This is a genomic window from Sedimentibacter sp. LTW-03, from assembly GCF_052059825.1.
GTDB lineage: Bacteria > Bacillota > Clostridia > Tissierellales > Sedimentibacteraceae > Sedimentibacter.
This window is the reverse complement of record NZ_CP197180.1, coordinates 2327930-2350472: the sequence shown is the minus strand read 5'-3', so window position 1 is coordinate 2350472 and position 22543 is coordinate 2327930. Positions and strand designations below refer to the sequence as shown.

Annotated in this window: 17 protein-coding genes; 14 read left to right on the top strand and 3 right to left on the bottom strand. The window is 35.1% G+C overall.

Annotation, left to right across the window (positions count from 1 at the left end):
* Window position 1 precedes the first annotated feature (1 nt).
* The 10 genes from ACS3UD_RS11740 (at window position 2) to ACS3UD_RS11695 (ending at window position 11729) form a co-directional block, all read left to right on the top strand.
* Window positions 2–685 (top strand): response regulator transcription factor, encoded by a 684-nt coding sequence (locus ACS3UD_RS11740; RefSeq protein WP_308139435.1) that lies wholly within the window; start codon window positions 2–4, stop codon window positions 683–685.
* A gap of 299 nt (window positions 686–984) precedes the next feature.
* The gene (locus ACS3UD_RS11735) at window positions 985–2178 is read left to right on the top strand and encodes a M20 metallopeptidase family protein (protein WP_308139436.1); all 1194 of its coding nucleotides are present in this window, start codon (window positions 985–987) and stop codon (window positions 2176–2178) included.
* Between the two features lie 4 nt (window positions 2179–2182).
* Window positions 2183–3010: a DUF3100 domain-containing protein gene (locus tag ACS3UD_RS11730; protein ID WP_308139437.1), complete on the top strand. Its 828-nt coding sequence runs from the start codon at window positions 2183–2185 to the stop codon at window positions 3008–3010.
* Between the two features lie 11 nt (window positions 3011–3021).
* Window positions 3022–3489, top strand: a complete 468-nt coding sequence (locus ACS3UD_RS11725) for a hypothetical protein (protein WP_308139438.1) — start codon at window positions 3022–3024, stop codon at window positions 3487–3489.
* A 263-nt stretch (window positions 3490–3752) separates the two neighbouring features.
* Window positions 3753–5120 (top strand): alanine/glycine:cation symporter family protein, encoded by a 1368-nt coding sequence (locus tag ACS3UD_RS11720; protein ID WP_308139439.1) that lies wholly within the window; start codon window positions 3753–3755, stop codon window positions 5118–5120.
* A gap of 15 nt (window positions 5121–5135) precedes the next feature.
* Window positions 5136–5891 (top strand): alpha/beta hydrolase family protein, encoded by a 756-nt coding sequence (locus ACS3UD_RS11715; protein WP_308139440.1) that lies wholly within the window; start codon window positions 5136–5138, stop codon window positions 5889–5891.
* A 223-nt stretch (window positions 5892–6114) separates the two neighbouring features.
* On the top strand, window positions 6115–7563 hold the full coding sequence (locus tag ACS3UD_RS11710; protein WP_308139441.1) for an alanine/glycine:cation symporter family protein: 1449 nt from the start codon (window positions 6115–6117) through the stop codon (window positions 7561–7563).
* 250 nt (window positions 7564–7813) lie between these two features.
* Entirely contained in the window at window positions 7814–9070 is a 1257-nt protein-coding gene (gene glyA / locus ACS3UD_RS11705) for a serine hydroxymethyltransferase (RefSeq protein ID WP_308139442.1), read from the top strand.
* A 143-nt stretch (window positions 9071–9213) separates the two neighbouring features.
* Window positions 9214–10896, top strand: a complete 1683-nt coding sequence (locus ACS3UD_RS11700) for a formate--tetrahydrofolate ligase (protein WP_308139443.1) — start codon at window positions 9214–9216, stop codon at window positions 10894–10896.
* A gap of 92 nt (window positions 10897–10988) precedes the next feature.
* Window positions 10989–11729 (top strand): formate/nitrite transporter family protein, encoded by a 741-nt coding sequence (locus ACS3UD_RS11695; protein WP_308139444.1) that lies wholly within the window; start codon window positions 10989–10991, stop codon window positions 11727–11729.
* 43 nt (window positions 11730–11772) lie between these two features.
* Here ACS3UD_RS11695 and ACS3UD_RS11690 read toward each other — a convergent pair whose 3' ends face one another.
* Window positions 11773–12528, bottom strand: a complete 756-nt coding sequence (locus tag ACS3UD_RS11690; RefSeq protein ID WP_308139445.1) for a redoxin domain-containing protein — start codon at window positions 12526–12528, stop codon at window positions 11773–11775.
* Between the two features lie 311 nt (window positions 12529–12839).
* Here ACS3UD_RS11690 and ACS3UD_RS11685 point away from each other — a divergent pair, with 311 nt between their 5' ends.
* On the top strand, window positions 12840–14156 hold the full coding sequence (locus tag ACS3UD_RS11685) for a pyridoxal phosphate-dependent aminotransferase (RefSeq protein ID WP_308139446.1): 1317 nt from the start codon (window positions 12840–12842) through the stop codon (window positions 14154–14156).
* A gap of 61 nt (window positions 14157–14217) precedes the next feature.
* On the opposite strand, the gene ACS3UD_RS11680 is transcribed toward ACS3UD_RS11685, so the two are convergent.
* Window positions 14218–16134 carry a DUF4886 domain-containing protein gene (locus ACS3UD_RS11680; RefSeq protein ID WP_308139447.1) on the bottom strand — a complete coding sequence of 639 codons (1917 nt, stop codon included), beginning with the start codon at window positions 16132–16134 and terminating at the stop codon, window positions 14218–14220.
* A 224-nt stretch (window positions 16135–16358) separates the two neighbouring features.
* Here ACS3UD_RS11680 and ACS3UD_RS11675 point away from each other — a divergent pair, with 224 nt between their 5' ends.
* Window positions 16359–17468: a lipoate--protein ligase gene (locus ACS3UD_RS11675; RefSeq protein ID WP_308139448.1), complete on the top strand. Its 1110-nt coding sequence runs from the start codon at window positions 16359–16361 to the stop codon at window positions 17466–17468.
* A 56-nt stretch (window positions 17469–17524) separates the two neighbouring features.
* On the opposite strand, the gene ACS3UD_RS11670 is transcribed toward ACS3UD_RS11675, so the two are convergent.
* On the bottom strand, window positions 17525–17977 hold the full coding sequence (locus ACS3UD_RS11670) for a universal stress protein (RefSeq protein WP_308139449.1): 453 nt from the start codon (window positions 17975–17977) through the stop codon (window positions 17525–17527).
* 234 nt (window positions 17978–18211) lie between these two features.
* On the opposite strand from ACS3UD_RS11670, the gene ACS3UD_RS11665 reads away from it, so the two are divergent.
* Together ACS3UD_RS11665 and ligA are read left to right on the top strand one after the other, a co-directional pair.
* Window positions 18212–20461, top strand: a complete 2250-nt coding sequence (locus tag ACS3UD_RS11665; protein ID WP_308139450.1) for an ATP-dependent helicase — start codon at window positions 18212–18214, stop codon at window positions 20459–20461.
* 18 nt (window positions 20462–20479) lie between these two features.
* Window positions 20480–22453 carry an NAD-dependent DNA ligase LigA gene (ligA, locus tag ACS3UD_RS11660; RefSeq protein ID WP_308139451.1) on the top strand — a complete coding sequence of 658 codons (1974 nt, stop codon included), beginning with the start codon at window positions 20480–20482 and terminating at the stop codon, window positions 22451–22453.
* Window positions 22454–22543 lie beyond the last annotated feature (90 nt).

The window sequence follows — 22543 nt, the reverse complement described above, 5'->3', positions numbered from 1 at the left end:
TATGATAAATGCAATAATAGCAGATGATGAACCTGCAGTAGCTAATATAATACGTTATTTTATTAAAAAGGAAAAACTACCCATATCAATTGTTGGAACAGCATGCAACGGTAAAGAGGCATTGGAACTATTAAAAAATAATAAAGTAAACTTGGTATTTTTGGATATCATCATGCCATTCATGGATGGTTTTAAAGTAATAGAAAACGCCCCGGACAATAATTATATAGTTATTACGGCATATGATTCCTTTGAATATGCTCAGCGCGCCTTAAGGCTGGGCGCTAAGGATATATTGCTTAAGCCTATTGAATACAAACAACTTTTGCAATCAATAACCAGAGCCGTGGGGTGGAAATTTACAGACAATGATACATTAAACGATATACTTGAATACATAAACATAAATTATGCAGAAAAAATCGACTTGCAGAAATTATCAAGTGAATTCTATGTATCCCCAAGCCATGTATCAAGATTGTTTAAGAAGTTTATGGGAGTTACAACCGTCGAATACATACACGAAGTAAGGATTAAACAAGCTATTAATATGCTTGATAAAGGAAAATATAGCATTAAAGAAGTTGCTGAAATTACAGGATATGACAGCTTAAATAATTTCTATAAAAAATTTAAAACTCATACAGGGACAACCCCGGCTTTATACATGCAGACACATAAGTAATTTTGGCTAGGTTATAATGGTTTTAGTTCGTATATTATTGCGATTTTATAATAAATAATAGCTCTTAGCGTATAATTTTATTCTATAAAAAAATAAAATTAAACAGCTAAGAGTTTTTACTAAATGTCAATAACGGTAAAAAATATGATTAAATTGAGAATTTAAGTTTCTGTAAAAACATTTTATAATAACAGTTATATTGATTGATCAAAAGATAACGTTATCAAAATTAGTGAAGAGAGGGGTAATATATGCCTGATGGTTAAGTAATTTTCTAAAATTGAATGGAAGGAAAAAAGATGGATAATATTAAAGAATTAGAAAAATTATACAGCGATGAATTAATAAAATTTAGAAGAGACTTGCATGAAAATCCGGAGCTAAGTTTTAAAGAATTTAGGACAACCAAGAAGATTAAAGATAAGCTTACATCCTTAGGGATTAAGATAATTGATATTGGAATGGAAACGGGAGTAATAGGATATCTTGAAGGATGCAGTGATGGTCCCACTATAGCATTGAGAGGTGACATTGACGCTCTTCCTATAGTGGAAATGAATGATGTGCCTTATAAATCCAAGGTTAATGGTGTTATGCACGCATGCGGTCATGATATACATGCTGCATCTGTTATTGGAGCCGCGTGCATATTATCAGGGTTAAAAGAAAAATTAAAGGGAAATGTTATATTTATATTTCAACCGGCTGAAGAGCTGAATAAGGGTGCTAAGTTAATGGTTGAAAAAGGAATTTTTACTAAAATAAAAGCTGATATGATTTTTGGACTTCACAACAATCCTGAAATACCATGGGGTAAAATAGCCATAAAAAAAGGGGGGCTAATGGCCTCTGTTGATACAATCAGAATAAAAATTAAAGGAAAAGGTGGTCATGGGGGGCTGCCTAATGCTACAAGGGATCCTATTGTTGCTGCGGCAGCCGTTATAATGAATTTACAGACTATCGTAAGTCGTAATGTAAGCCCATTAGAGTCTGCTGTAATATCTTTTGGAACGTTGCACTCGGGTACCGCAAACAATGTTATACCTGAGCTGGTTGAGATTACTGGCACGGTTAGAAGCTTTGATGCAGGTGTAAGAAAAATGCTATCTGAAAGAATACGAGAAGTATTAGAAAGCACAGCACAAGCATATAGAGTTGAAAGCGAGTTGGAATATATATTTGATTTACCAGCTGTATTTAATTCAAACGAATTAACTGATTTAGCGTATGAAGCTTCAGTTGAAGTATTAGGACAAGAATTAATAGTTGATCCGATTCCTTCAACAGGAGGGGAAGACTTTTCTATATTTACTGAAAAAATACCTGGTTTTTTCTTTTGGCTAGGTGTTGGCAACAAAGAAAAAGATATTAATCATGTTTGGCATAGTCCAAAATTTGACGGTGATGATAGAGCTATTATTAACGCATCTGCTGTAATGAGCAACATGGTGCTAAAAGGATTTGATTATATAAATAATAAGAAGGAGTGATACTGTGAGTGATAAATCATTTAACATATATGATTGGAAGTTACATTTAACAATTTTAGTAGTTTGTGTTATTTCTGAAATTATTGGTATAGTAAAAATACCATTAGGGCCTGGGTCAATAATGTTCCTTCCTCTATTATATTCAATGGCATTTGGGCTGATTCTATATTTATTAAAGCCTGTAACTTTTATTAATGAAAAACATGCGCCTTTGGCCGAAAAATTTATAACAATAGGCATAGGTGTTTTTATTGCAAAAGTAGGAGTTCAAAGTGGTGCTGCCGTTCAATCGGTTATAGATGCAGGCCCGGCACTTATATTGCAGGAATTAGGTAACCTTGGTACTATATTAATCTCTTTACCCATTGCATTAATGCTAGGATTTAAGAGAGAAAGCATTGGTATGTGTCATTCCATTGCAAGAGAGCCAAACGTTGGACTCATTGCTTCAAAATATGGACTCAGTTCACCTGAAGGAAGAGGTGTAATGATTATATACATAGTAGGTACATTAGTCGGAACAATATTTATGGGACTTTTGTCTAGTATACTAGCATCATTCACATCTTTGCATCCATATGCTATTGCAATGGCTACAGGAGTAGGAAGTGGAAGCATGATGGCGGCTTCTTCAGCACCGCTGGTAGAAATGTTCCCGGACATTGCAACAGAAATTTCTGCTTTTGCTGGAATGAGCAACCTTTTATCAACAGCTGACGGTATATACATGTCAATCTTTGTTGCAATTCCAATGAGTAATTTCTTATATAGAAAGCTTGAACCAATTTTCGAACGAAGGAAGAAACTTGCAAATTCGGAAAACAATAAATAGGAGATGATAATATGACTAAAGGTTTTACAACGGAAAAATTTATGGAATACCTGTTGATTCTATTAATTATTGCCTTTATAAGTATATTGGGTAATTTTGCAGGTTACGATATGGGGATAATGGAAAGCCTCCCCGGAATGTTAATTCTGCTTGTAGTTGCGCTTATAGGTGTCACATTAGCGGATGTTATTCCTATGAACATACCATCGGTTGTTTATATTAGCATATTGGGACTATTAATTTCCATACCTGCCAGTCCTGTATCCAATGCTGTAATTGAATATACAAGCAAAATACAAATGCTGCCTCTTGCAACGCCTGTGCTTGCCTATTCTGGGATTTCAATGGGAAGAAGCTGGGCAGAATTTAAAAAAGTCGGTTGGAAGGGTATACTTGTAGCTTGTTGCGTAATGTTTGGAACATTTATTGGCTCTGCAATTGTTGCTGAAATTATTTTGAAAAGCCAAGGAATTATTTGATATAAATAAATTTGTACCCAGAACAAAAAATAAGATGCGGTCTAGCATATATGCTTGGTTGCATCTTTTTTTGTTAATGAATTCATATACTAAATTAGTAAAAGTCATAATTAAAAAGTCAATAATAATAAATAATAGGACAATATTAATAATTTATAATATCATAATTTTCATTTATAATAAATTAATTGATCAATCACGAGGATAACGTTATCAAAATTAAAAAATTATATTACGGATAATTTTGCAGAGAGAGGTGTAAAATGGAACAAGTTATGAATTTTGCAAACATTTTGAGCAATGAATTATGGAGTAAGTGGGTATTAATTGCGTTGCTTGGTACGGGAATTGTAGTTACAATTGTAACTGGAGGAGTGCAAAAAAAATTAGGACTGGCTCTTTCTAGAACATTCAAAGCATTTATGGGAAAAGAACAAAAGGAAACTGATGAAAATGAAGGAAATATTTCTTCTATTCAGGCTCTTTCTACTGCTCTTGCTTCAACAGTAGGTGTTGGTAATATAGCAGGTGTAGGAACTGCGATTGCCGCAGGAGGACCCGGAGCGGTTTTCTGGATGTGGGTTTCTGCAATATTCGGCATGGCCTTAAAATATTCAGAAATCGTTCTTTCGGTAACATACAGAGAAAAAGGCAATGACGGCTTGTGGCGCGGTGGACCATCATATGTTTTTAAAAATGCTCTAAATGCAAAATGGGCAGGGGGAATATTTGCTGTATTTATGATTCTAGTATCACTTGTAAGCCTTAATATGATGCAAGTCAGTTCTGTAGCTAGTGCGATGAATTCTTCGTTTAATGTACCTACAATGATAACAGGGTTGTTGCTTACTGTATTAACAGGATTAGTAATATTTGGAGGAATTAAAAGATTAGCCAAAGTTACATCGATTCTTGTGCCGGCTATGGCCCTTATTTATTGTATAGGAGGTATTATTGTTCTTGTGCTAAATATTAAAAGCATACCTGCCGCCTTTGTTCTTATAATTAAAGATGCATTTACTGGACAAGCAGCTGCAGGAGGAATCTTGGGCTCAACTATGATTATGGTTATTAGGTATGGAGTAGCCAGAGGGTTATTGTCTAATGAAGCTGGCTGTGGAACGGCTCCTATGACACATTCTGTTGCTAAGGTTAAACATCCGGTTGAGCAGGGATTATACGGTATATCAGAAGTTTTTATTGATACTTTCATAGTCTGTACTTTTACAGCCTTGATAATTATTGTCACAGGAGCATGGAACAGTGGCTATAGTGGTGTTGTTCTTAGTGCTAAAGCATTTTCTGCTAACTTGGGAATAATCGGAGAAAGTGTTGTGACTATAGGAATTGCACTTTTTGCATATTCTACATTGCTGGGTGCAAGTTGGTACGGAGAAACGAGTATAACGTATATATTTGGCACTAAAGCTATAATGCCATATAGAATTATTTACTTAATTTTATGTTTTACGGGTGCAAAGGCTGGTTCGGATTTTATCTTTGCATTGACTGATATAGCAAATGGTTTTGCTGTACTCGTTAATGTAGTGTCTGTACTTTTACTGCTAAAAGTTGTGAAAGAAAAAACTGAAGACTATTTTAAAAACGATTACAATATAGCTAATAATTAAAAAGGAGATATTACTTTGAGAGAAGCAGTATGGATAAATAGCAATGGCAATAAAATGTTAGGAATATTAGAATATAACGAATCATTTAAAAACAGAGGACAAAAATTAGTACTATTTATTCATGGATTTGTAGGAACAAAAGTGGAACCACATAGAATGTATAAAAAACTTTCAGACAGGTTATGCAATTTAGGTTATACGGTTCTAAGGTTTGATTTTGTTGGTTCTGGTGACAGTGATGGCAATTTCGAGGACATGACTATAGACGGCGAAGTTCAGGATGGAATAAATGTAATAAATTATTGCAAAGAAAAATATAACTATAAAGAGATTTACATACTTGGATATAGTATGGGAGGTTGTGTAGCATCAATCCTTGCGTCTATGATTAAGAGTAACGGTCTTGTACTATGGTCACCGGTTTCAAATCCATTTTGGAATTTTCACCATATCATTGGGGATGAAAAATTTAGAATGGGACTAGAGGGAAAAGAAATAGATTATTTTGGTGATGTAGTAGGACAAGATTTTTTCCAAAACCTAATGGAAATTGATCCGATAAAGGCATTGCACGATTATCAGAAGTCTACTTTAATAATCCACGGAACAAAAGATACGGATGTTTTTCCTGTTAACGGGTATAATTACCATAAAAATCTTGCGGACAGTGAATTGTATTATGTAAAAGATGCAGACCATTGTTATAGTAAGCGGGAATTTGAAGCAGAACTTTTAGATAAGACGGAAGAGTATTTTAAAAAACACAGATAATTTATATTGATTATAATTATTATGCGGTCAAGCGTATTATCTATATGTATGCTTGGCTGTTTCTTTTGTCAAAAGTTTATTTGGACTATAGCTATAAGCATGTCAAGTATGATAGAAGATTGGTTAATATCAATAATTTATATTATATTAATATTCATTTATAATATAGTAGATTGATTGATCAATAAAGATAACGTTAACAAAAATTGAAAGGAGTTTATTAATGAATAACATATTTTCAATAATACAGGCGATTAATAATGCGGTTTGGAGTACACCGCTGATTGCACTTTGTTTGGCTGCTGGAATTTATTTTTCAATAAGAATGAAGTTTCCTCAAGTTAGATTATTTAAAGAAATGATTAATCTTTTGCTTGATAAGTCAAAATCCGACAATGGAGTAACACCATTTCAAGCGTTTGCAACAACAGTTGGTGGTCGTGTAGGTGTAGGAAATATAGCAGGTGTTGCAACTGCAATTTACTATGGAGGTCCCGGTGCTGTTTTTTGGATGTGGGCAATTGCCTTTTTAGGTGCAGGATCAGCTTTTGTAGAATCATCATTGGCTCAAGCATACAAAACGAGAATATCAGGAGAATATGTCGGCGGACCTGCGTACTTTATAGAACAGGGGATAGGGAAAAAATGGTATGCCATAGCGTTTGCCATATGTACAATACTTGCTCCCGGAGTATTAATGCCCGGAGCTCAAACGTACAATATTGTTACTTCTATAAATAATGCGTTTGGAATTAACGTATATATTATGGCAATTGTAATTTGTGTTTTACTGGGATTAGTAATATTCGGAGGAGTTAAAAGGATAGGAAAGACTGCAGAGGTGGTTGCTCCTTTCATGTCGTTGGCATATGTATTAATAGCATTGTTAGTAATAATACTTAATATAAAAAAACTTCCTGGAGTTATAGCTTTAATATTTTCTTCTGCATTTGGTGTAAATCAGGCGTTTGGAGCTATTATAGGTACAGCTATCGCATGGGGTGTTAAAAGAGGAGTATACTCTAATGAAGCTGGACAAGGTTCGGGAGCAATTGTTTCGGCAGCGGCTGAATGTAATCATCCTGCAAAACAAGGGTTGGTACAGGCATTTTCGGTATATATAGATACTCTGCTGGTATGCTCTGCAACCGCGTTTATGATATTGCTCACTGGTTCTTATAATGTTGTTAATGAGGCAGGAGGTTTTATAGCTGAAAATGCGCCCGGAGTATCATTTGGTGTTGAATATACTCAGGCGGCAGTAGATAGTGCGTTTAATGGTTTCGGATCTTCATTTGTAGCGATATCCATATTCCTGTTCGCATTTACATCTCTTATGTCATATTATTACCAAGCTGAAAGCAATATGTCTTATTTGTTTCCGGGAAGTAAAAATGCAAAATTTGCTATGAGGCTAATATTTATTATTTCTACATTTTCTGGTGTTGTAAATACTGGAGAATTTATATGGACATTTGGAGACTTAGGAGTTGGGCTTATGGCATGGCTCAATATAATTGCAATATTAATATTATCAAACAAAGGAATTAAAATTCTGAAAGATTATGAAGAGCAAAGAGGCAAAGGAATTGAACCTTCTTTTGACCCGGATAAATTTGATATATTGGATAAAGAAAATGTATGGAGAAAAAAAAGCAAGCAAACGAATTAAATGTTATTAGATAATAATCAGAGGAATTAAAGAGCGTATTAATTTATATATACAGTTGTTTGTTTTTAGCTGTCAAAAACGATAAATAATAAGCTCAATATGAATATATACAAAAAAATTATATTCTATATAATTTATAATATAGATTGGCCGATCTAACGAAGTTTAAAAAAGATATTTTCAATAATGTTCAAAATAAAAGTGTATTACTGTTTGACATTAAATATAAAATCGAATAGAGGTAATATAAATGCTTAAATATACAAAAATATCAGACCTTGAAGTATATGGAATTGTTGAAGACGAATTGAAACGCCAGGAGCATAATATAGAGATGATTGCTTCCGAAAGTACTGCTTCTATGGAAATTATGGAATTATCCGGATCAATATTCACAAATAAAACACTTGAAGGATATCCAGGTGCTCGTTTTCAGGCCGGATCGCATGAAGCGGACAGACTTGAAACTCTTGGTATAGAAAGGGCAAAGGCATTGTATGGTGCCGAGCATGCTAACCTTCAGGTTTATTCAGGATCATCAGCAAATTATGGAGTATATGCAGCAGTATTGAAGCCTGGAGATAGAGTATTAAGCATGAGACTTGATCAGGGAGGACACCTTACTCACGGAAGTCCGGCAAATTTTCTCTCAAAGGTTTATGATTATGATTTTTATGGAGTAAACAAGGAAACGGAACAAATAGATTACGATGAGCTTGAAAAAAAGGCTAAGGATTTTCTTCCGAAACTGATTATTGCCGGAGGAAGTTCATATCCGAGGCTTATTGATTACAAAAGAATTGGTGAAATTGCAAAATCTGTAGGAGCTTATTTCATGGTTGATATGGCTCACATAAGCGGATTGGTGGCTGCTAAACTTATACCTAGCCCTGTGCCATATGCGGATTTTGTTTCATCATCTACTACAAAGACACTTTGCGGTCCGAGAAGTGGTTTTATACTCTGCAAGAAAGAGCATGCAAAGGCTTTGGACAAGGGAGTTTTCCCAGGCTCGATAGGTTCGATGCATTTAACTACAATGGCTGCAAAAACATGGTTGTTTAAGCATGCTGCAACGGAAGAATTTAAAAATGTAATGAAACAGGTACTTGCAAATGGAAAAACGTTAGCCAAAGAGCTTGCAGATCACGGATTCAGAATTGTGAGCGGCACTACAGACAATCACATTGTTATGGTAGACCTTAGATCTAAGGAAATAAGCGGCAAGGTTTTCCAAAACGCGCTTGACAAAGTGGGTATAACAGTAAATAAAAACCAGATACCTTTTGACCCAGCATCACCGTTTGTTACAAGTGGTGTAAGGATAGGGGTTACTTCAATAACTCAAAGAGGATTGAAGGAAAACGAAATAAAGGAAATAGCTGACATAATGGATAAAGTTGCATCTGATCCGGAAAACGAATCGAATCTTGCTGAATGCAAAAAAAGAACAGAAAAATTAATATCAAGATTTCCGCTGTACCCTGCTGGAAGCTTTGATAATTAAAAATAATTATTCATGACTTATTAAATAAATTAATAAGTCATGAAAGCTTTAAAAATACGAAAGAAAATTTTAAATTTTATATAGACAAAGTAATAATGAATACGTTATGGTATAATTATATAACTTCTATAATGGAGGATAATATGGCTGAATATTTAAGCGACATAGAAATAGCACAGCAGGCAGAAATGAAGGTAATCAATACAATAGCCGATAAGATTGAAATACCTGATAAATACGTGGAAAATTACGGCAAGTACAAAGCAAAAATCGATTACAGGTATTTGCAGAATGAATTAAAAGAGAACAAAGAAGCTAAACTGGTACTGGTTACTGCAATAAATCCAACACCTGCCGGAGAAGGAAAAACAACTACAACAATAGGACTTGGAGATGCACTTACAAAACTAGGCAAAAGAACAATAGTAGCGCTTCGCGAACCGTCCCTTGGACCTGTATTCGGAGTCAAGGGAGGAGCAGCAGGAGGAGGCTATGCACAGGTTGTTCCAATGGAAGATATAAACCTTCATTTTACCGGTGACTTTCATGCAATAGGAGCAGCAAACAACCTTTTGGCAGCAATGATAGATAACCATATACACCAGGGAAACAAATTGAATATCGACACAAGAAGAATAGTGTGGAGAAGAGCCGTTGATATGAATGACAGACAATTAAGACATATAGTAGACGGCCTTGGAGGAAAGACAGAAGGAGTAACCAGAGAAGACGGGTTTGACATTACAGTAGCATCAGAAGTAATGGCAGTATTCTGTTTATCAAATGATATAACAGAACTAAAAGAAAATCTGGCGAAAATAATAGTTGCATACACAAGAGACGGCGAACCGATAACAGCCGGACAATTAAAAGCACAGGGAGCAATGGCAGCACTGTTGAAAGATGCGCTTAAGCCGAATATAGTTCAGACATTAGAAGGAACACCGGCATTTATACACGGAGGGCCATTTGCAAACATTGCACACGGCTGCAACAGTGTAATAGCAACAAAGATGGCAAGCAAAATTGCAGAATACACAATTACAGAAGCAGGCTTCGGAGCAGACTTGGGAGCAGAAAAATTCATAGACATCAAGTGCAGAAAAACAGGATTAAATCCAAGTGCGGTAGTAATAGTAGCAACAGTTAAGGCATTGAAATACAACGGAGGAGTACCAAAAGCAGAGCTTGCAGAAGAGAATCTGGATGCGCTGGAAAAAGGACTTCCAAATTTATTAAAGCACGTTGAAAACATAACACAGGTATTTAAGCTTCCGGCAGTAGTAGCAATAAACAGATTCCCCACAGATACAGAAGCAGAACTGAAATTGATTGAAAGTAAGTGCAACGAGCTAGGAGTAAATGTAGCATTGTCAGAAGTATGGGGCAAAGGAAGCGAAGGCGGAAAAGAGTTGGCACAAGAAGTATTGAGGTTGACAGAAAAAGAAAGCAGTATGGAATACGCATACCAGCTGGAGATGACAATAAAAGAAAAGATAAAGGCCATAGCCAGAAAGCTTTACGGTGCAGATGATGTTGAATTTTCAACAAAGGCCAATAAAGAAATAGCAAATTTCGAAAAGCTTGGATTCGGAAACCTTCCAATATGCATGGCTAAAAATCAATATTCATTGACAGACGATCCTAAGATATTGGGACGACCATCCGGTTTCAAAATAACAATCAGAGATATAACAATATCTGCGGGAGCAGGATTTTTAGTTGCAATGACAGGAGATATAATGAAGATGCCTGGGCTTCCTAAGGTTCCTGCTGCAGAAAACATCGATGTGGATGTTGACGGACGAATTAAGGGATTGTTCTAAGTATCTATAATTGTGAATAAACTAATATTGGCGACATGCCGGCATCGAGTGTGCCGGCTGTGTTATATAAAAAATAAAAGGGGATTAAAAAATTGAGTTCAATATGCTTAACACCAAAAGAAACTACAGATACGCTTGTACAATCAGCAATAAAAAAAGCATCTTTTCCCATAGGAAAAAGAATGTTGCTAAGCATTATGGCAGGAGCATATATATCATTGGGAGCCCAGGGGTTTTTAGCTGCGTACGGAAATTCATTTATAAGGGCTTCAGTGTTTCCGGTAGGGTTAATGATGATTGTTCTTGTGGGTGGAGAGCTTTTTACAGGGAACTGCCTTATGACCTTTGGGCTGATACAAAAAGAAATAACGTTAAAAGAATATATAAATACATTGATTCAGGTTATTATAGGAAATTTTTTGGGAGCGTTGCTTATTGCAGCATTGTTGTACATGGGTGGAGTGTACAACAACCCAAAGTTAGCGGAAGCAGCAATTTCGGTGGCTAAATCAAAGGCTTCAATACCGTTTGTTCAGGTTTTATTCAGAGGTATATTGTGCAATGTGCTTGTGACATTGGCAGTCTGGTTTGCTTCTACATCGAAAGACACAATGGGTAAATTATTTGGATGCTGGTTTCCTGTTATGCTGTTTGTGCTTTGCGGTTATGAGCACGTTGTAGCAAATATGTTTTTCATTCCTGTAGGAATGATGTTGGATTCTTCTGTGGCAATGGCAGGAGCGGCCAGCAACCTTGTTGCATCTGCTATCGGTAACTATATAGGCGGAGGTATTCTTATACCTTTTATTTACAATCACATTTACTATAATTGATATGAAGTGAAAAAGATATAAAGGAAAAAAGCTGATAATTGTTCTATCTATTATCAGCTTTCATCATGTTTGTGGTTGGAGTACCTGAAGTTATCTCTTTTGCAGCTCCTTCAGGAAGATCTGTATAGCATACGTACCAAAACGGACATTCCACACCGTCAGTCTCAGCAGTAGTAGCTCTGTTTATTAGATCGCTATATGTTCGTGAAGTGGGTTCTAAAACGGGTCTCCACTGTACCCAGTCTGCAGGAGTATATAAGTTATATTTTTCAGTAATTTGAAGGGAATCAAGTATTCTTATCAATTCTCTTCCGTTTCTTCCGCAGGATATAGGAAGAGTAAAAAATGCTCTTATTCTACCATACGGATTAATAATAAATGTATCCCTTACCGTTTCTCCGTATAATCTGTTAGGATTTAACATTCCGTATTGTTCAGATACCTTAAGGTCTGCATCCCCTATTATTGGAAACGGAATAGTTATTCCTGTTTTTTGGTATATGTCATATACCCATGCCAAATTAGAGTAGATATTGTCTGTAGTTAATCCTATAATTTCAGTATTTCTTTCTTGTAACAAAGGATATATTTTTGCGGTATCGATAAGCTCGGTAGTAGCAACTGATGTAAAGGCCATTGGCTGGCTAGCTAGTACGACCCATTTTCCTCTGTAATCAGATAATCTGATATATCCCTGTGTTGTAAGTGCCAAAAAGTCAGGAGCTAATGTTCCTAAAGTTATGCATTCAGTTTTTTCAGGCTGGTTCAAATTATTATTTAAATTATTGTATGAAATCATACTCTCTCCTTAAAATAATTTATAACATTATTTTATGTATGACAAATAATAATGTTAAAATCTTTATTAGTAATTATATTTAGAATATTTAATTTATTTCATATTGAAATAGAGCTAAATACAGGTATTTTGTAAATAATTGGCTATAATTCCAGATGATTTTCTAGCGGTTTTGTCCTTGGGGTTTGTTAGATATTGTACAAAATGTATGGACAAAAGTGTATTAGTTCGATATAATGGTAACTGAGTGGAAACATGCAAATACATACATCAACAGCTCAATAATTATAATTTTAGGAGGGTTTTTATAAATGAATAAACCAATTTTGTCGGCACATTTTGAATCAAGAATGCCTTCGGACGTAAGACTTGCGCAAATGAAGTATGCAGAGCGTAAAGTTAAACCGGAAGCGGTAATTAACGTAGGTATAGGAAATGTTTCACTTCCGACAAATCCTGCAATGATGAAAAGAATGTTTAACTTAGACGCACCGGAAAGCCCATTTAACAAGGGAGTAATCCGATACACTGCAACTGGTGGTTTCGATGAAACTCAAGATGCTTTTAAAAATATCCTTAAATGTGAGGGATTTGATACAAGTAAATTGTTAGTAACAGTAACTGACGGCGGTTCAACAAGTATGGAGTTGTTCCTTCTTGGAATTTGCGGACCTGCAGGTACTGCTGAGAAACCTCTTATGATGATAGACCCAGCTTATACAAACTATATTTCTTTTGCTGAAAGAATAGGACGCAAAACAGTTACAATAAAACGCCAATTAAATGAAGACGGAAAATTCAGTCTTCCTGAACTTGATGAAATAGAAGAAATGATAAAAGCTAATAAACCTGGAGCACTTCTTGTTATTCCATATGACAACCCAACAGGACAGCTTTATGATAAAGAAGCACTTAAGGATCTTGCAAAACTTTGTGTAAAATATAATATGTGGATGGCAAGTGATGAAGCTTACCGTGAGCTATACTATGTTGAAGGCAGTGAATTGGTGAGCATCTGGGGAATTACAGACAAAGATGTTCCTGGAATAGAAGGAAGAAGAATAAGTATTGAAACTGCATCAAAAGTTTGGAATGCATGCGGATTAAGAATAGGCGCACTTATTACAGACAGCCCTGAATTTAATAATCGTGCTACAGCTGAATATACTGCAAATCTTTGTGCTAATGCCATAGGCCAGTATATATTCGGAGCTTTGGCTCACGAAAGCAAGGAACAAATTTCAGAATGGTGCAAAGGTCTTCGCGATTACTACAAAGGTTTAATTTTTAAAACATCAAAAGGTCTTAAAGATTTAGAACCGGGCCTTATAGTTTCAAGCCCTGATGCATCAATTTATACAGTAGTTGATGTTAGAAATGTAGTTAAACCTGGTTTTGACGCAATTGATTTTGTATTGTACTGTGCTGGAGAAGGCGCTGTAGATATAGATGGCGTTCAAAGTACTTTGTTGGTTGCACCGATGAAGGGATTCTATGATGTTGAAAAAGGCGGAAACAACCCGGGAAGCACTCAGTTCCGTATGTCATATGTTGAAACTCCGGAAAATATGGCTAAGGTTCCTGAACTGTTTGTAAAACTTTTAAGACAGTTTGAAGAGAGCAGATAATTAGGATATTAATTTTAAAGCAGCCTGCATGTGATGTAGGCTGCTTTTGTATACAGTTAAATTATTTTATGGTTTGGATGCTGAACGGATTTTCTATGGCGTTTGCAGCGGCATTCTTGGATAGCTTAATTAAATTTTTAGTATTGTCACCTGTGATAGGGCAAAACTTAACATCATCATATAAATTCTTGTCTATATTTCTTTCTTTCATAATGGATTCAAATACTGTCAGTCCTGCAATATATCTCCCAACTTCCGCGTTCAAATGATATCCATCACTGGTGAGTTCATTTCCTACAGCTTTTAAGTACTTATTAGTTCTGGCATTTTGTATTGCTGTTCCACATGGGATTAGTATGCCTATATTTGTTTCATCAACAGCCTGCTTGTAAGAATCAGCAATTGAATTATACATTGTTTTTTGATTGTAGTTGTAATGAATAAAGTCTTCTTTAATACTTCTGCTTGAATATGACCATGTCATGTTTAATGCAAATTGTACCTCAGGGTTTGATGCCGTTTTATATACATAATTAATTAATTCATTCAAGTATGGCTGGTATGTAGAATATATACCAGAATTCCCTGACGATTGTTGAAATGTTATGTAATCCCATTTTTCATCTGTCAATACACTTTTCATTGTAGAAGAGCTTAAAGCTGTCATACCTTCGTTGGACCATTTATAATACGTGTATGCTTTTTCGTTGTTAATTGCATAGTCAAGATGCCTTTCAAGAGAACATCCGCTGCTATAAAGATTACCTACAATAATGTTAATTTGTGCTGATTGCGCTATTTCATACAGGTAAAACAATGCATCCTGCGAGAATGAATTTCCTATTGACAATATCTTTATAGTTTCTTTTGAGGGATCCTTTACTTCAATTTCGCATATTTCGTTTTTCTTTCCTGAAGTTGTGTATGATATTACTGCAATTCCTGGACTTTCTGCATATATTGTACTGCCGGATTTTATAGAAGCCACAGACTTATCGTTTGATGACAATCTTGTTTTATTGTCCGTTTGTACGCTTATTGATGAACCAGCATACATGGATATTCTTTCAAGACCGCCGTTTTTAAACTGATTTTGCTCTATTATAACATCCGATTTAATAGAGGCTGATTCAACGTTAGATTTCCCTTCGAACAGAAATCTTATAGTGCCGTTCGCCTTACTAGCAACTAGCTGATTAACAGATGAGTCAACAATTCTGATTGAGTTTTCTCCCCCGCCTTCTACGAAAAGCTTTCCGGTTATAGTAACATTTTTTAATGTTACTTCGCCTTCGCCGACCCCCTTTGTTATATGTAAGTTTCTTACGGTTCTGTTTTCAATTTCAGCACCTGCTTCAGTTATGACAAGGTCAGAAGAGTTAAATTTTTGCAATGCTCTGTTTAAGATTTCAACTGCTTCAGCTCTTTTTACAGGATGTTGAGGATAAAAATAGTTGTTTTCATATCCGTTAATTAGTTCTTCTTGGACTGCAGCTGCAATGCTGCCAAATGCCCAATTAGAAATATTGCCGCTGTCAGCAAATTTTAGCTTTGAGGATGATTGCGTAAGTTTTAGCGCCTCAGCTGCTATTACAACGGACTCTTCTCTTGTGATATAGGAATCAGGTGAAAATTCATTTGTAGATATCCACGATATAATTCCAGCTTTATATGATTTTTGTATTTCTTCATAGTACCACTGATCTTCTCTTACGTCAGTGAAAGGTATTTCAGATTTATCTGTATAACCGAATAATGAATTCACTATTTTAATAAATTCTGCTCTGGTTACAAATGCTTCAGGTTTAAAAGTTCCGTCAGGATATCCTTTTATATATCCCTTATTAAGCCATTCCGTTATTGTGTTTTCCGCCCAATGCCCGCTATAGTCCGGTTCTGGTTCGTAAGCATATATAGTAGCTGTCGATGTTAATATCATTATTAATATCAAAAAAAATGATGTAAGTTTTTTAATCATTATGTCATCCCCCTTATAATGCTATTATATTTCAAAAAAGTACTTTTTTCAACAATCGTTTATTATTAACAATTGCGTAAGGGGCATGATTTTGCTGGAAAACACTTAGGCTTGATTATAAAATCAACATGTTATATAATTATAAAAATTATTTAAGTACGTGTAATGAGCATTATATTTGAGACTGAAATAAGAGAAAACGTATTGATAAAAGCAGCGGAAAAATGATACAGCTGCTAAGGCAGCTTAAATACCATGTTTTTGCAGATTTGAAAACCTATGAAAGAAAATCAAAGCACTATAGTGCTTTTGACAGAAAATATATATTAAAGGAGCAGAAAATGAAATTTATAGAAAATACGTCAATTGATCCTCACTACAATCTTGCTTTTGAAGAGTATGTATTTAAAAAGCTTGACTATGATGAAGAATTTGTATTGCTGTGGAGAAACGGACCATCTATTATTGTTGGAAAAAACCAAAACACAGTTGAAGAAATAAATATGGAGTATGTTAAAAGCAATAATATAAATGTTGTTAGGAGGGTAACTGGAGGCGGTGCGGTATATCATGATTTAGGGAATCTTAATTTTTCTTTTATAGTAAAGTCAGGCAGCAATGAAAAAATAGATTTTAAGACCTATAATATTCCGATAATAAATGCGCTGGGGAAAATAGGAGTGAATTGCGAACTGTCAGGCAGAAACGATCTGGTTATTGACGGAAAGAAATTTTCTGGTATTGCTCAAAGCATAAATAAGCAAAGAGTGCTTAATCACGGAACGCTTTTGTTTGATTCAAAGTTGGACACATTATCCAAGGCTTTGAATGTAAAAAGAGATAAAATTGAGTCCAAGGGTGTCAAATCTGTTTCAAGCAGGGTTACAAACATAAAACCTTATGTAAATGATGATATTGATGTTTTAGAATTTAAGCAAGTGCTGTTAAGAAATATATTTGAATATTTCAATCAGCCTATTGAAGTGTTTGAACTGTCTGATAATGATAAAAATAATATTCAGAAGATGGTTGATGAAAGATACGGTACATGGGAATGGAATTACGGAAGATCTCCTAAATTCAATTATAAAGGATACGGTAGATTTGCGGGAGGTTGTGTAGAAGCTAAGCTTCAGGTTGAAAATGGATTTATTGAAAGCTGTAAAATATATGGAGATTTCTTTGGCAAGGGTGATGTTAAAGAATTAGAACACAAACTTCAAGGTGTGAGATACGATGAAGATGAAGTGAAAAATGCATTTAAGGATATATCTGTAGAAGAATATCTCGGGCGAATTTCAAAAGAAGAATTTCTTCAATGTTTGTTTAACTAATGGAAAATAATATTAATGCCGACATTTTTTATGTGTCGGCATTAATATTATTTTGTTTATGCATTAATGACCATTACCGGGCAGGCAGAAGAAGCAAGTACCTTTTGAGTTATTGAGCCTATAAAGAACCTTTCAAAATTTGAAAAGCCACGTCTTCCCATGACTATGAGATCAAAGTTTTCATTTTCAGCAAGCTTAAGAATTTCTTCAGCAGCTTTTCCGACAACTATTTTTTTTGTAATATTTAAGTCTTCGCAGTCAAGTCGTCTTACAATTATATCAAGCATTTTTGTCTCTTCTTGGATTAGGTCTTTCATCATTTTGTTTCTGTTTACAATAAAGGCGTTTTCTGTGCTCATGCCAAAATATGAATATTTGTCTTCTGAAGGAAGATTTACAACAGTTACAAATGTCAATTCCGCATTTATAAGCCTTCCAATTTCCACAGCTTTTTGTGCTGATTTTTGAGAAGCTTCCGAGCCGTCTACGGGGACTAATATTTTTTTCATTTTTCCTCCTTTTACAATTAGCATAAATAAAAATTGTTCTTTTTATCATTATACCTAAAATTACTAAGCATAAACAGAATTGCCATAATAAATATATATTTTAGCAATATTGTGAGAATATGCTGCTTAGCAGGAGTCCCTGTAAATTAAAACCGTTGTTCCTATTAGTGCGATATGATATAATTTATAGAATCAAAATTGGAATTGTGCACTTACATATTCAATGGAGGAATTATGGAATTATTAAATAAATTGAATGAAAAGCAAAGAGAAGCGGCTTCGCATGACAAAGGCCCCATACTTGTTATAGCAGGAGCTGGTACGGGTAAGACTCGTGTGCTTACGCATAGGATCGCGTATCTTATTGAAGAGGGAAAAGCAATGCCATGGGAAATACTTGCCATTACGTTTACTAATAAGGCTGCAAATGAAATGAAGGAAAGAATTGCCCAGCTTATTGATTATGACATTGACAGAATGTGGATCGGAACTTTTCACTCAGTGTGTGTGAGAATATTAAGAAAAAATATTGAAAGACTAGGATATGATAGTAATTTTGTCATTTATGATACAAACGATCAGAAAATTATAATAAAAGACTGCATAAAGGAATTAGATATTGACTCTAAAAAGTATAATGTTAATTCTATTAAAGCGGTAATAAGTGCGGAAAAGAATAACAGGAGACTTCCTGATAAGTTTATAGCGGAAAATTATACGGATTTTTATAAAAGGAATGTGGGAGAGGTATATTCGCTTTATGAGAAAAAGCTGAAGAAAGCAAATGCTCTTGATTTTGATGATCTTCTTATAAAAACTCTAAAACTTATAGAAACAGAGCCGGATATAAAAAAATTCTATCAGGAGAGATTTAAGTACATTCTTGTAGACGAGTATCAAGATACTAATTTAATTCAGTACAGCCTTGTTAAAATTTTAGGGCAGAAACCTGACGGTGAAAGCAATGTATTTGTTGTAGGTGATGAGGATCAGTCCATATACGGATGGAGAGGAGCGGATATCAACAATATTCTTAATTTTGAAAAGGACTTTGCAGGTGCAAAGGTTGTAAAGCTCGAAAAAAATTACCGCTCAACAAATATTATACTGAATGTTGCCAATGGAGTCATAAAGAATAATTGTCAGAGGAAGGGTAAAAATCTGTTTACTGATTGCGATAACGGGAATCTCATAAGAATCATGGAGACTGACAATGAAAAGGATGAGGCATTTACAGTTGCTGCATTAATGAGAAAAGAAAGAAGAGACAATAATATCAGCTATGCCGATATGGCTGTTTTGTACAGAACAAATGCACAGTCGAGGGCGCTTGAAGAGGGATTGATTCGCGAGGGCATACCATATAAAATTGTTGGAGGACTTAAGTTCTACGAAAGAAAAGAAATTAAGGATATAATGGCGTACTTGATGCTTATTTACAATCAAAAGGATGATATAAGCTTTGACAGAATAATTAATGTACCAAGAAGAAAAATCGGTGCGAAAACTGTAGAATTGATAACACGGCATTCATATGATGCAGGTGTTTCAAAATTTGAAGCCTGTTTTGATACGGATCTGCTAAATTTATCTGCATCTGCTGAAAAAAGCGTAGAAGGCTTTGTTTCCATGATTGAAATGCTTATGATAAAAAAGGATGTAATTTCTGTTTCGGAATTTATACAAGAAGTATATGAATCAACCGGGTATAAGTCGATGCTTGAGGAAGATGACAGTGTTGAGGGAAGAAGCAGAATCGAAAATATAGATGAATTTATGTCTGCAGCTAAGGACTTTGAGGAAAGGTATGAGGAGAACAGTATTGAAGATTTCCTGGCTCACGTTTCTTTGCTGGCTGACGTAGATAAGACAGATGAAACAAAAGTCGACACGGTAACACTGATGACTGTGCATGCAGCAAAGGGGCTGGAATTTGATACCGTATTTGTAACAGGACTTGAGGAGGGCACTTTCCCTATTATTCATCAGGACGAATTAGACGATGATTTGGAAGAGGAGAGAAGGTTGTTCTACGTTGCGGTCACCAGAGCAAAAAGAATGCTGTATATAACCCATGCAGATGACAGAATGCGTTTTGGAAATCACGAAATGAAAATGGGTTCGAGATTTTTAAAAGAAATACCTGAAGATTGCATAGAAGAAAGTGATCCACGGACTTTTGCCGCTAGGAAGGTTGAAAGATTAGAAAATGAGGATTTTCCAGTTAATTCCAGCAAACAACAATCCCACTTTACTAAAAATAAATTTTTTAAAGGTGGATTTGATATAGGGAAAAAAGAAGATAAACCGAAATTAAAATCAGATAAAATTATGCCTGGAGACAGGGTTATGCATAAGGCATGGGGAATCGGAACTGTTGTTCAGATCAAAGATGACGGCGATAGTAAAGTGATAGTTATAGCGTTTGAAAACAAGGGATTAAAAAATTTGAATTTGGAATACGCACCGATAGAAAAAATATAAGCGCGAAAGGAATAAATTATGGATGATAAGCTTCTGTTGATGAAGGAAAAAATAAGTTTGTTAAACAAAGCCAATAAGGCATATTATCAGGAGAATACAGAAATAATGTCCAACTATGAATATGACAAGCTCTATGATGAGCTTTTGAAGTTGGAAAAAGAAACCGGCATAGTACTATCCAACAGCCCATCAATTAATGTGGGTTATGAGCTGCTTACAAGTCTTCCAAAAGAGCCGCACGAGAAACCTATGCTTTCATTGGATAAAACAAAAAATGCCGCTGCATTGAAGGAATGGCTTGGTGCAAATGAAGGATTGTTGTCATGGAAGCTTGACGGATTGACTATAGTTATGACATATGTTGGAGGAAACCTTGTTAAAGCTGTTACCAGAGGCAATGGAGAGGTTGGAGAGGTAATAACTAATAATGCCAGGGTATTCATCAATATACCTCTGAATATTAGCTACAAGGGGACATTGGTTTTGAGAGGAGAAGCTGTAATAAGCTATTCTGATTTTACAAAAATTAATAGCGAGATACATGAGGCGGAAGCAAAATATAAAAACCCCAGAAATTTATGCAGCGGTTCTGTAAGGCAGCTGAACAACAGAATAACGGCAGAAAGAAATGTACAATTTTATGGATTCTCTCTTGTGAAAGCAGAAGGAAAGAACTTTGATAATTCAAGAGAAGAACAGTTACGCTGGCTTAGCAGTTTGGGGTTTTCTGTTGTAGAACACAAAAAGGTGGATTCAACAAATATATTAGATGAGATTAAGTGGTTTGAAGAACACATAAGTGAAAATGATCTGCCTTCCGATGGACTGGTTCTGACATATAATAATATTGAATACGGCGAATCGCTTGGGTCTACAGCTAAATTTCCCAGAGACTCCATAGCTTTTAAATGGAGTGACGAAATTAAAGAAACCGTACTGATGGAAATTGAATGGAGCGCTTCAAGAACGGGATTGATTAATCCAATTGCTGTATTTGAGCCGGTGGAGCTTGAAGGAACAACCGTCAGCCGTGCAAGCGTGCATAATTTAAGCATTATGGAAAATCTTGAACTGGGTGTGGGCGACACCATAAGGGTGTACAAGGCAAATATGATAATTCCTCAAATATCTGATAACCTTACAAGAAGTGGAAATGCAAAAATTCCGCACAGCTGCCCTGTATGCGGAGGAGAGACAAAGATTAAGGATGAAAATGAAATAAAAACTCTTTATTGCATGAACGAAAATTGTCTTGCAAAGCAGATAAAGTCATTCACTCATTTTGTGAGCAGAGATGCAATAAATATTGAAGGATTGTCGGAGGCTACAATAGAGAAGCTGATTGCAAAAGGTATGATAAAAGAATTGGCGGATATATTTCATATAGGTAATTTTAAGACTACAATAGTTCAAATGGAAGGCTTTGGCGAAAAGTCTTTTGAAAATTTAGTTAAGTCTGTAAATAATGCAAGGAAAACCACAGCGGCAAGACTTTTGTACAGCCTTGGGATAGCTAATATAGGGCTTTCAAATGCCAGACTCATATGCAAGAAATTTAATGATGACTGGTATAGAATTGAAAATGCGGAGTTAGAAGAGTTGACTGAAATTCCAGGTGTAGGAGAGGTTATGGCTGCCAATTATATTAAGTTTTTTAATGACGAAAACAAGAGGCAGATTGTAAAAGACATCCTTAAGGAAGTTGAATTGGAAAGGTCAGAAAAAAATACATCCGAACAGATATTTGAAAATATAAACTTTGTTATAACAGGATCAGTTGAAAAATTTAAAAACAGGGATGAGTTGAAAGCCTTAATTGAAAAACATGGAGGCAAGGTCACAGGTTCAGTTACTACAAAAACAAATTACCTTATAAATAATGATAATACATCAAATTCTTCTAAAAATAAAAAGGCTAAGGAATTGGAAATACCTATAATTACTGAAGATGAGTTCATTGAAAGGTTCAATGTCGATATTGAATCTAAGTAGCTGAACTTTACGGGACAGTTTGAATATGTTAAGCTGTATAAAATGGGTATCGTGCTTGTGCCTGTATTTGTGAGGCTAATGGCATGGATT

What these genes read in the sequence shown, in the direction of transcription:
- ACS3UD_RS11665 (WP_308139450.1), top strand. Translation starts at nt 18,212, where the DNA reads ATGGAATTATTAAATAAATTGAATGAAAAGCAAAGAGAAGCGGCTTCG.
- ACS3UD_RS11685 (WP_308139446.1), top strand. Translation starts at nt 12,840, where the DNA reads ATGAATAAACCAATTTTGTCGGCACATTTTGAATCAAGAATGCCTTCG.
- ACS3UD_RS11720 (WP_308139439.1), top strand. Translation starts at nt 3,753, where the DNA reads ATGGAACAAGTTATGAATTTTGCAAACATTTTGAGCAATGAATTATGG.
- ACS3UD_RS11735 (WP_308139436.1), top strand. Translation starts at nt 985, where the DNA reads ATGGATAATATTAAAGAATTAGAAAAATTATACAGCGATGAATTAATA.
- ACS3UD_RS11680 (WP_308139447.1), bottom strand. Translation starts at nt 16,134, where the DNA reads ATGATTAAAAAACTTACATCATTTTTTTTGATATTAATAATGATATTA.
- ACS3UD_RS11675 (WP_308139448.1), top strand. Translation starts at nt 16,359, where the DNA reads ATGATACAGCTGCTAAGGCAGCTTAAATACCATGTTTTTGCAGATTTG.
- ligA (WP_308139451.1), top strand. Translation starts at nt 20,480, where the DNA reads ATGGATGATAAGCTTCTGTTGATGAAGGAAAAAATAAGTTTGTTAAAC.
- ACS3UD_RS11710 (WP_308139441.1), top strand. Translation starts at nt 6,115, where the DNA reads ATGAATAACATATTTTCAATAATACAGGCGATTAATAATGCGGTTTGG.
- ACS3UD_RS11690 (WP_308139445.1), bottom strand. Translation starts at nt 12,528, where the DNA reads ATGATTTCATACAATAATTTAAATAATAATTTGAACCAGCCTGAAAAA.
- ACS3UD_RS11740 (WP_308139435.1), top strand. Translation starts at nt 2, where the DNA reads ATGATAAATGCAATAATAGCAGATGATGAACCTGCAGTAGCTAATATA.
- glyA (WP_308139442.1), top strand. Translation starts at nt 7,814, where the DNA reads ATGCTTAAATATACAAAAATATCAGACCTTGAAGTATATGGAATTGTT.
- ACS3UD_RS11700 (WP_308139443.1), top strand. Translation starts at nt 9,214, where the DNA reads ATGGCTGAATATTTAAGCGACATAGAAATAGCACAGCAGGCAGAAATG.
- ACS3UD_RS11670 (WP_308139449.1), bottom strand. Translation starts at nt 17,977, where the DNA reads ATGAAAAAAATATTAGTCCCCGTAGACGGCTCGGAAGCTTCTCAAAAA.
- ACS3UD_RS11725 (WP_308139438.1), top strand. Translation starts at nt 3,022, where the DNA reads ATGACTAAAGGTTTTACAACGGAAAAATTTATGGAATACCTGTTGATT.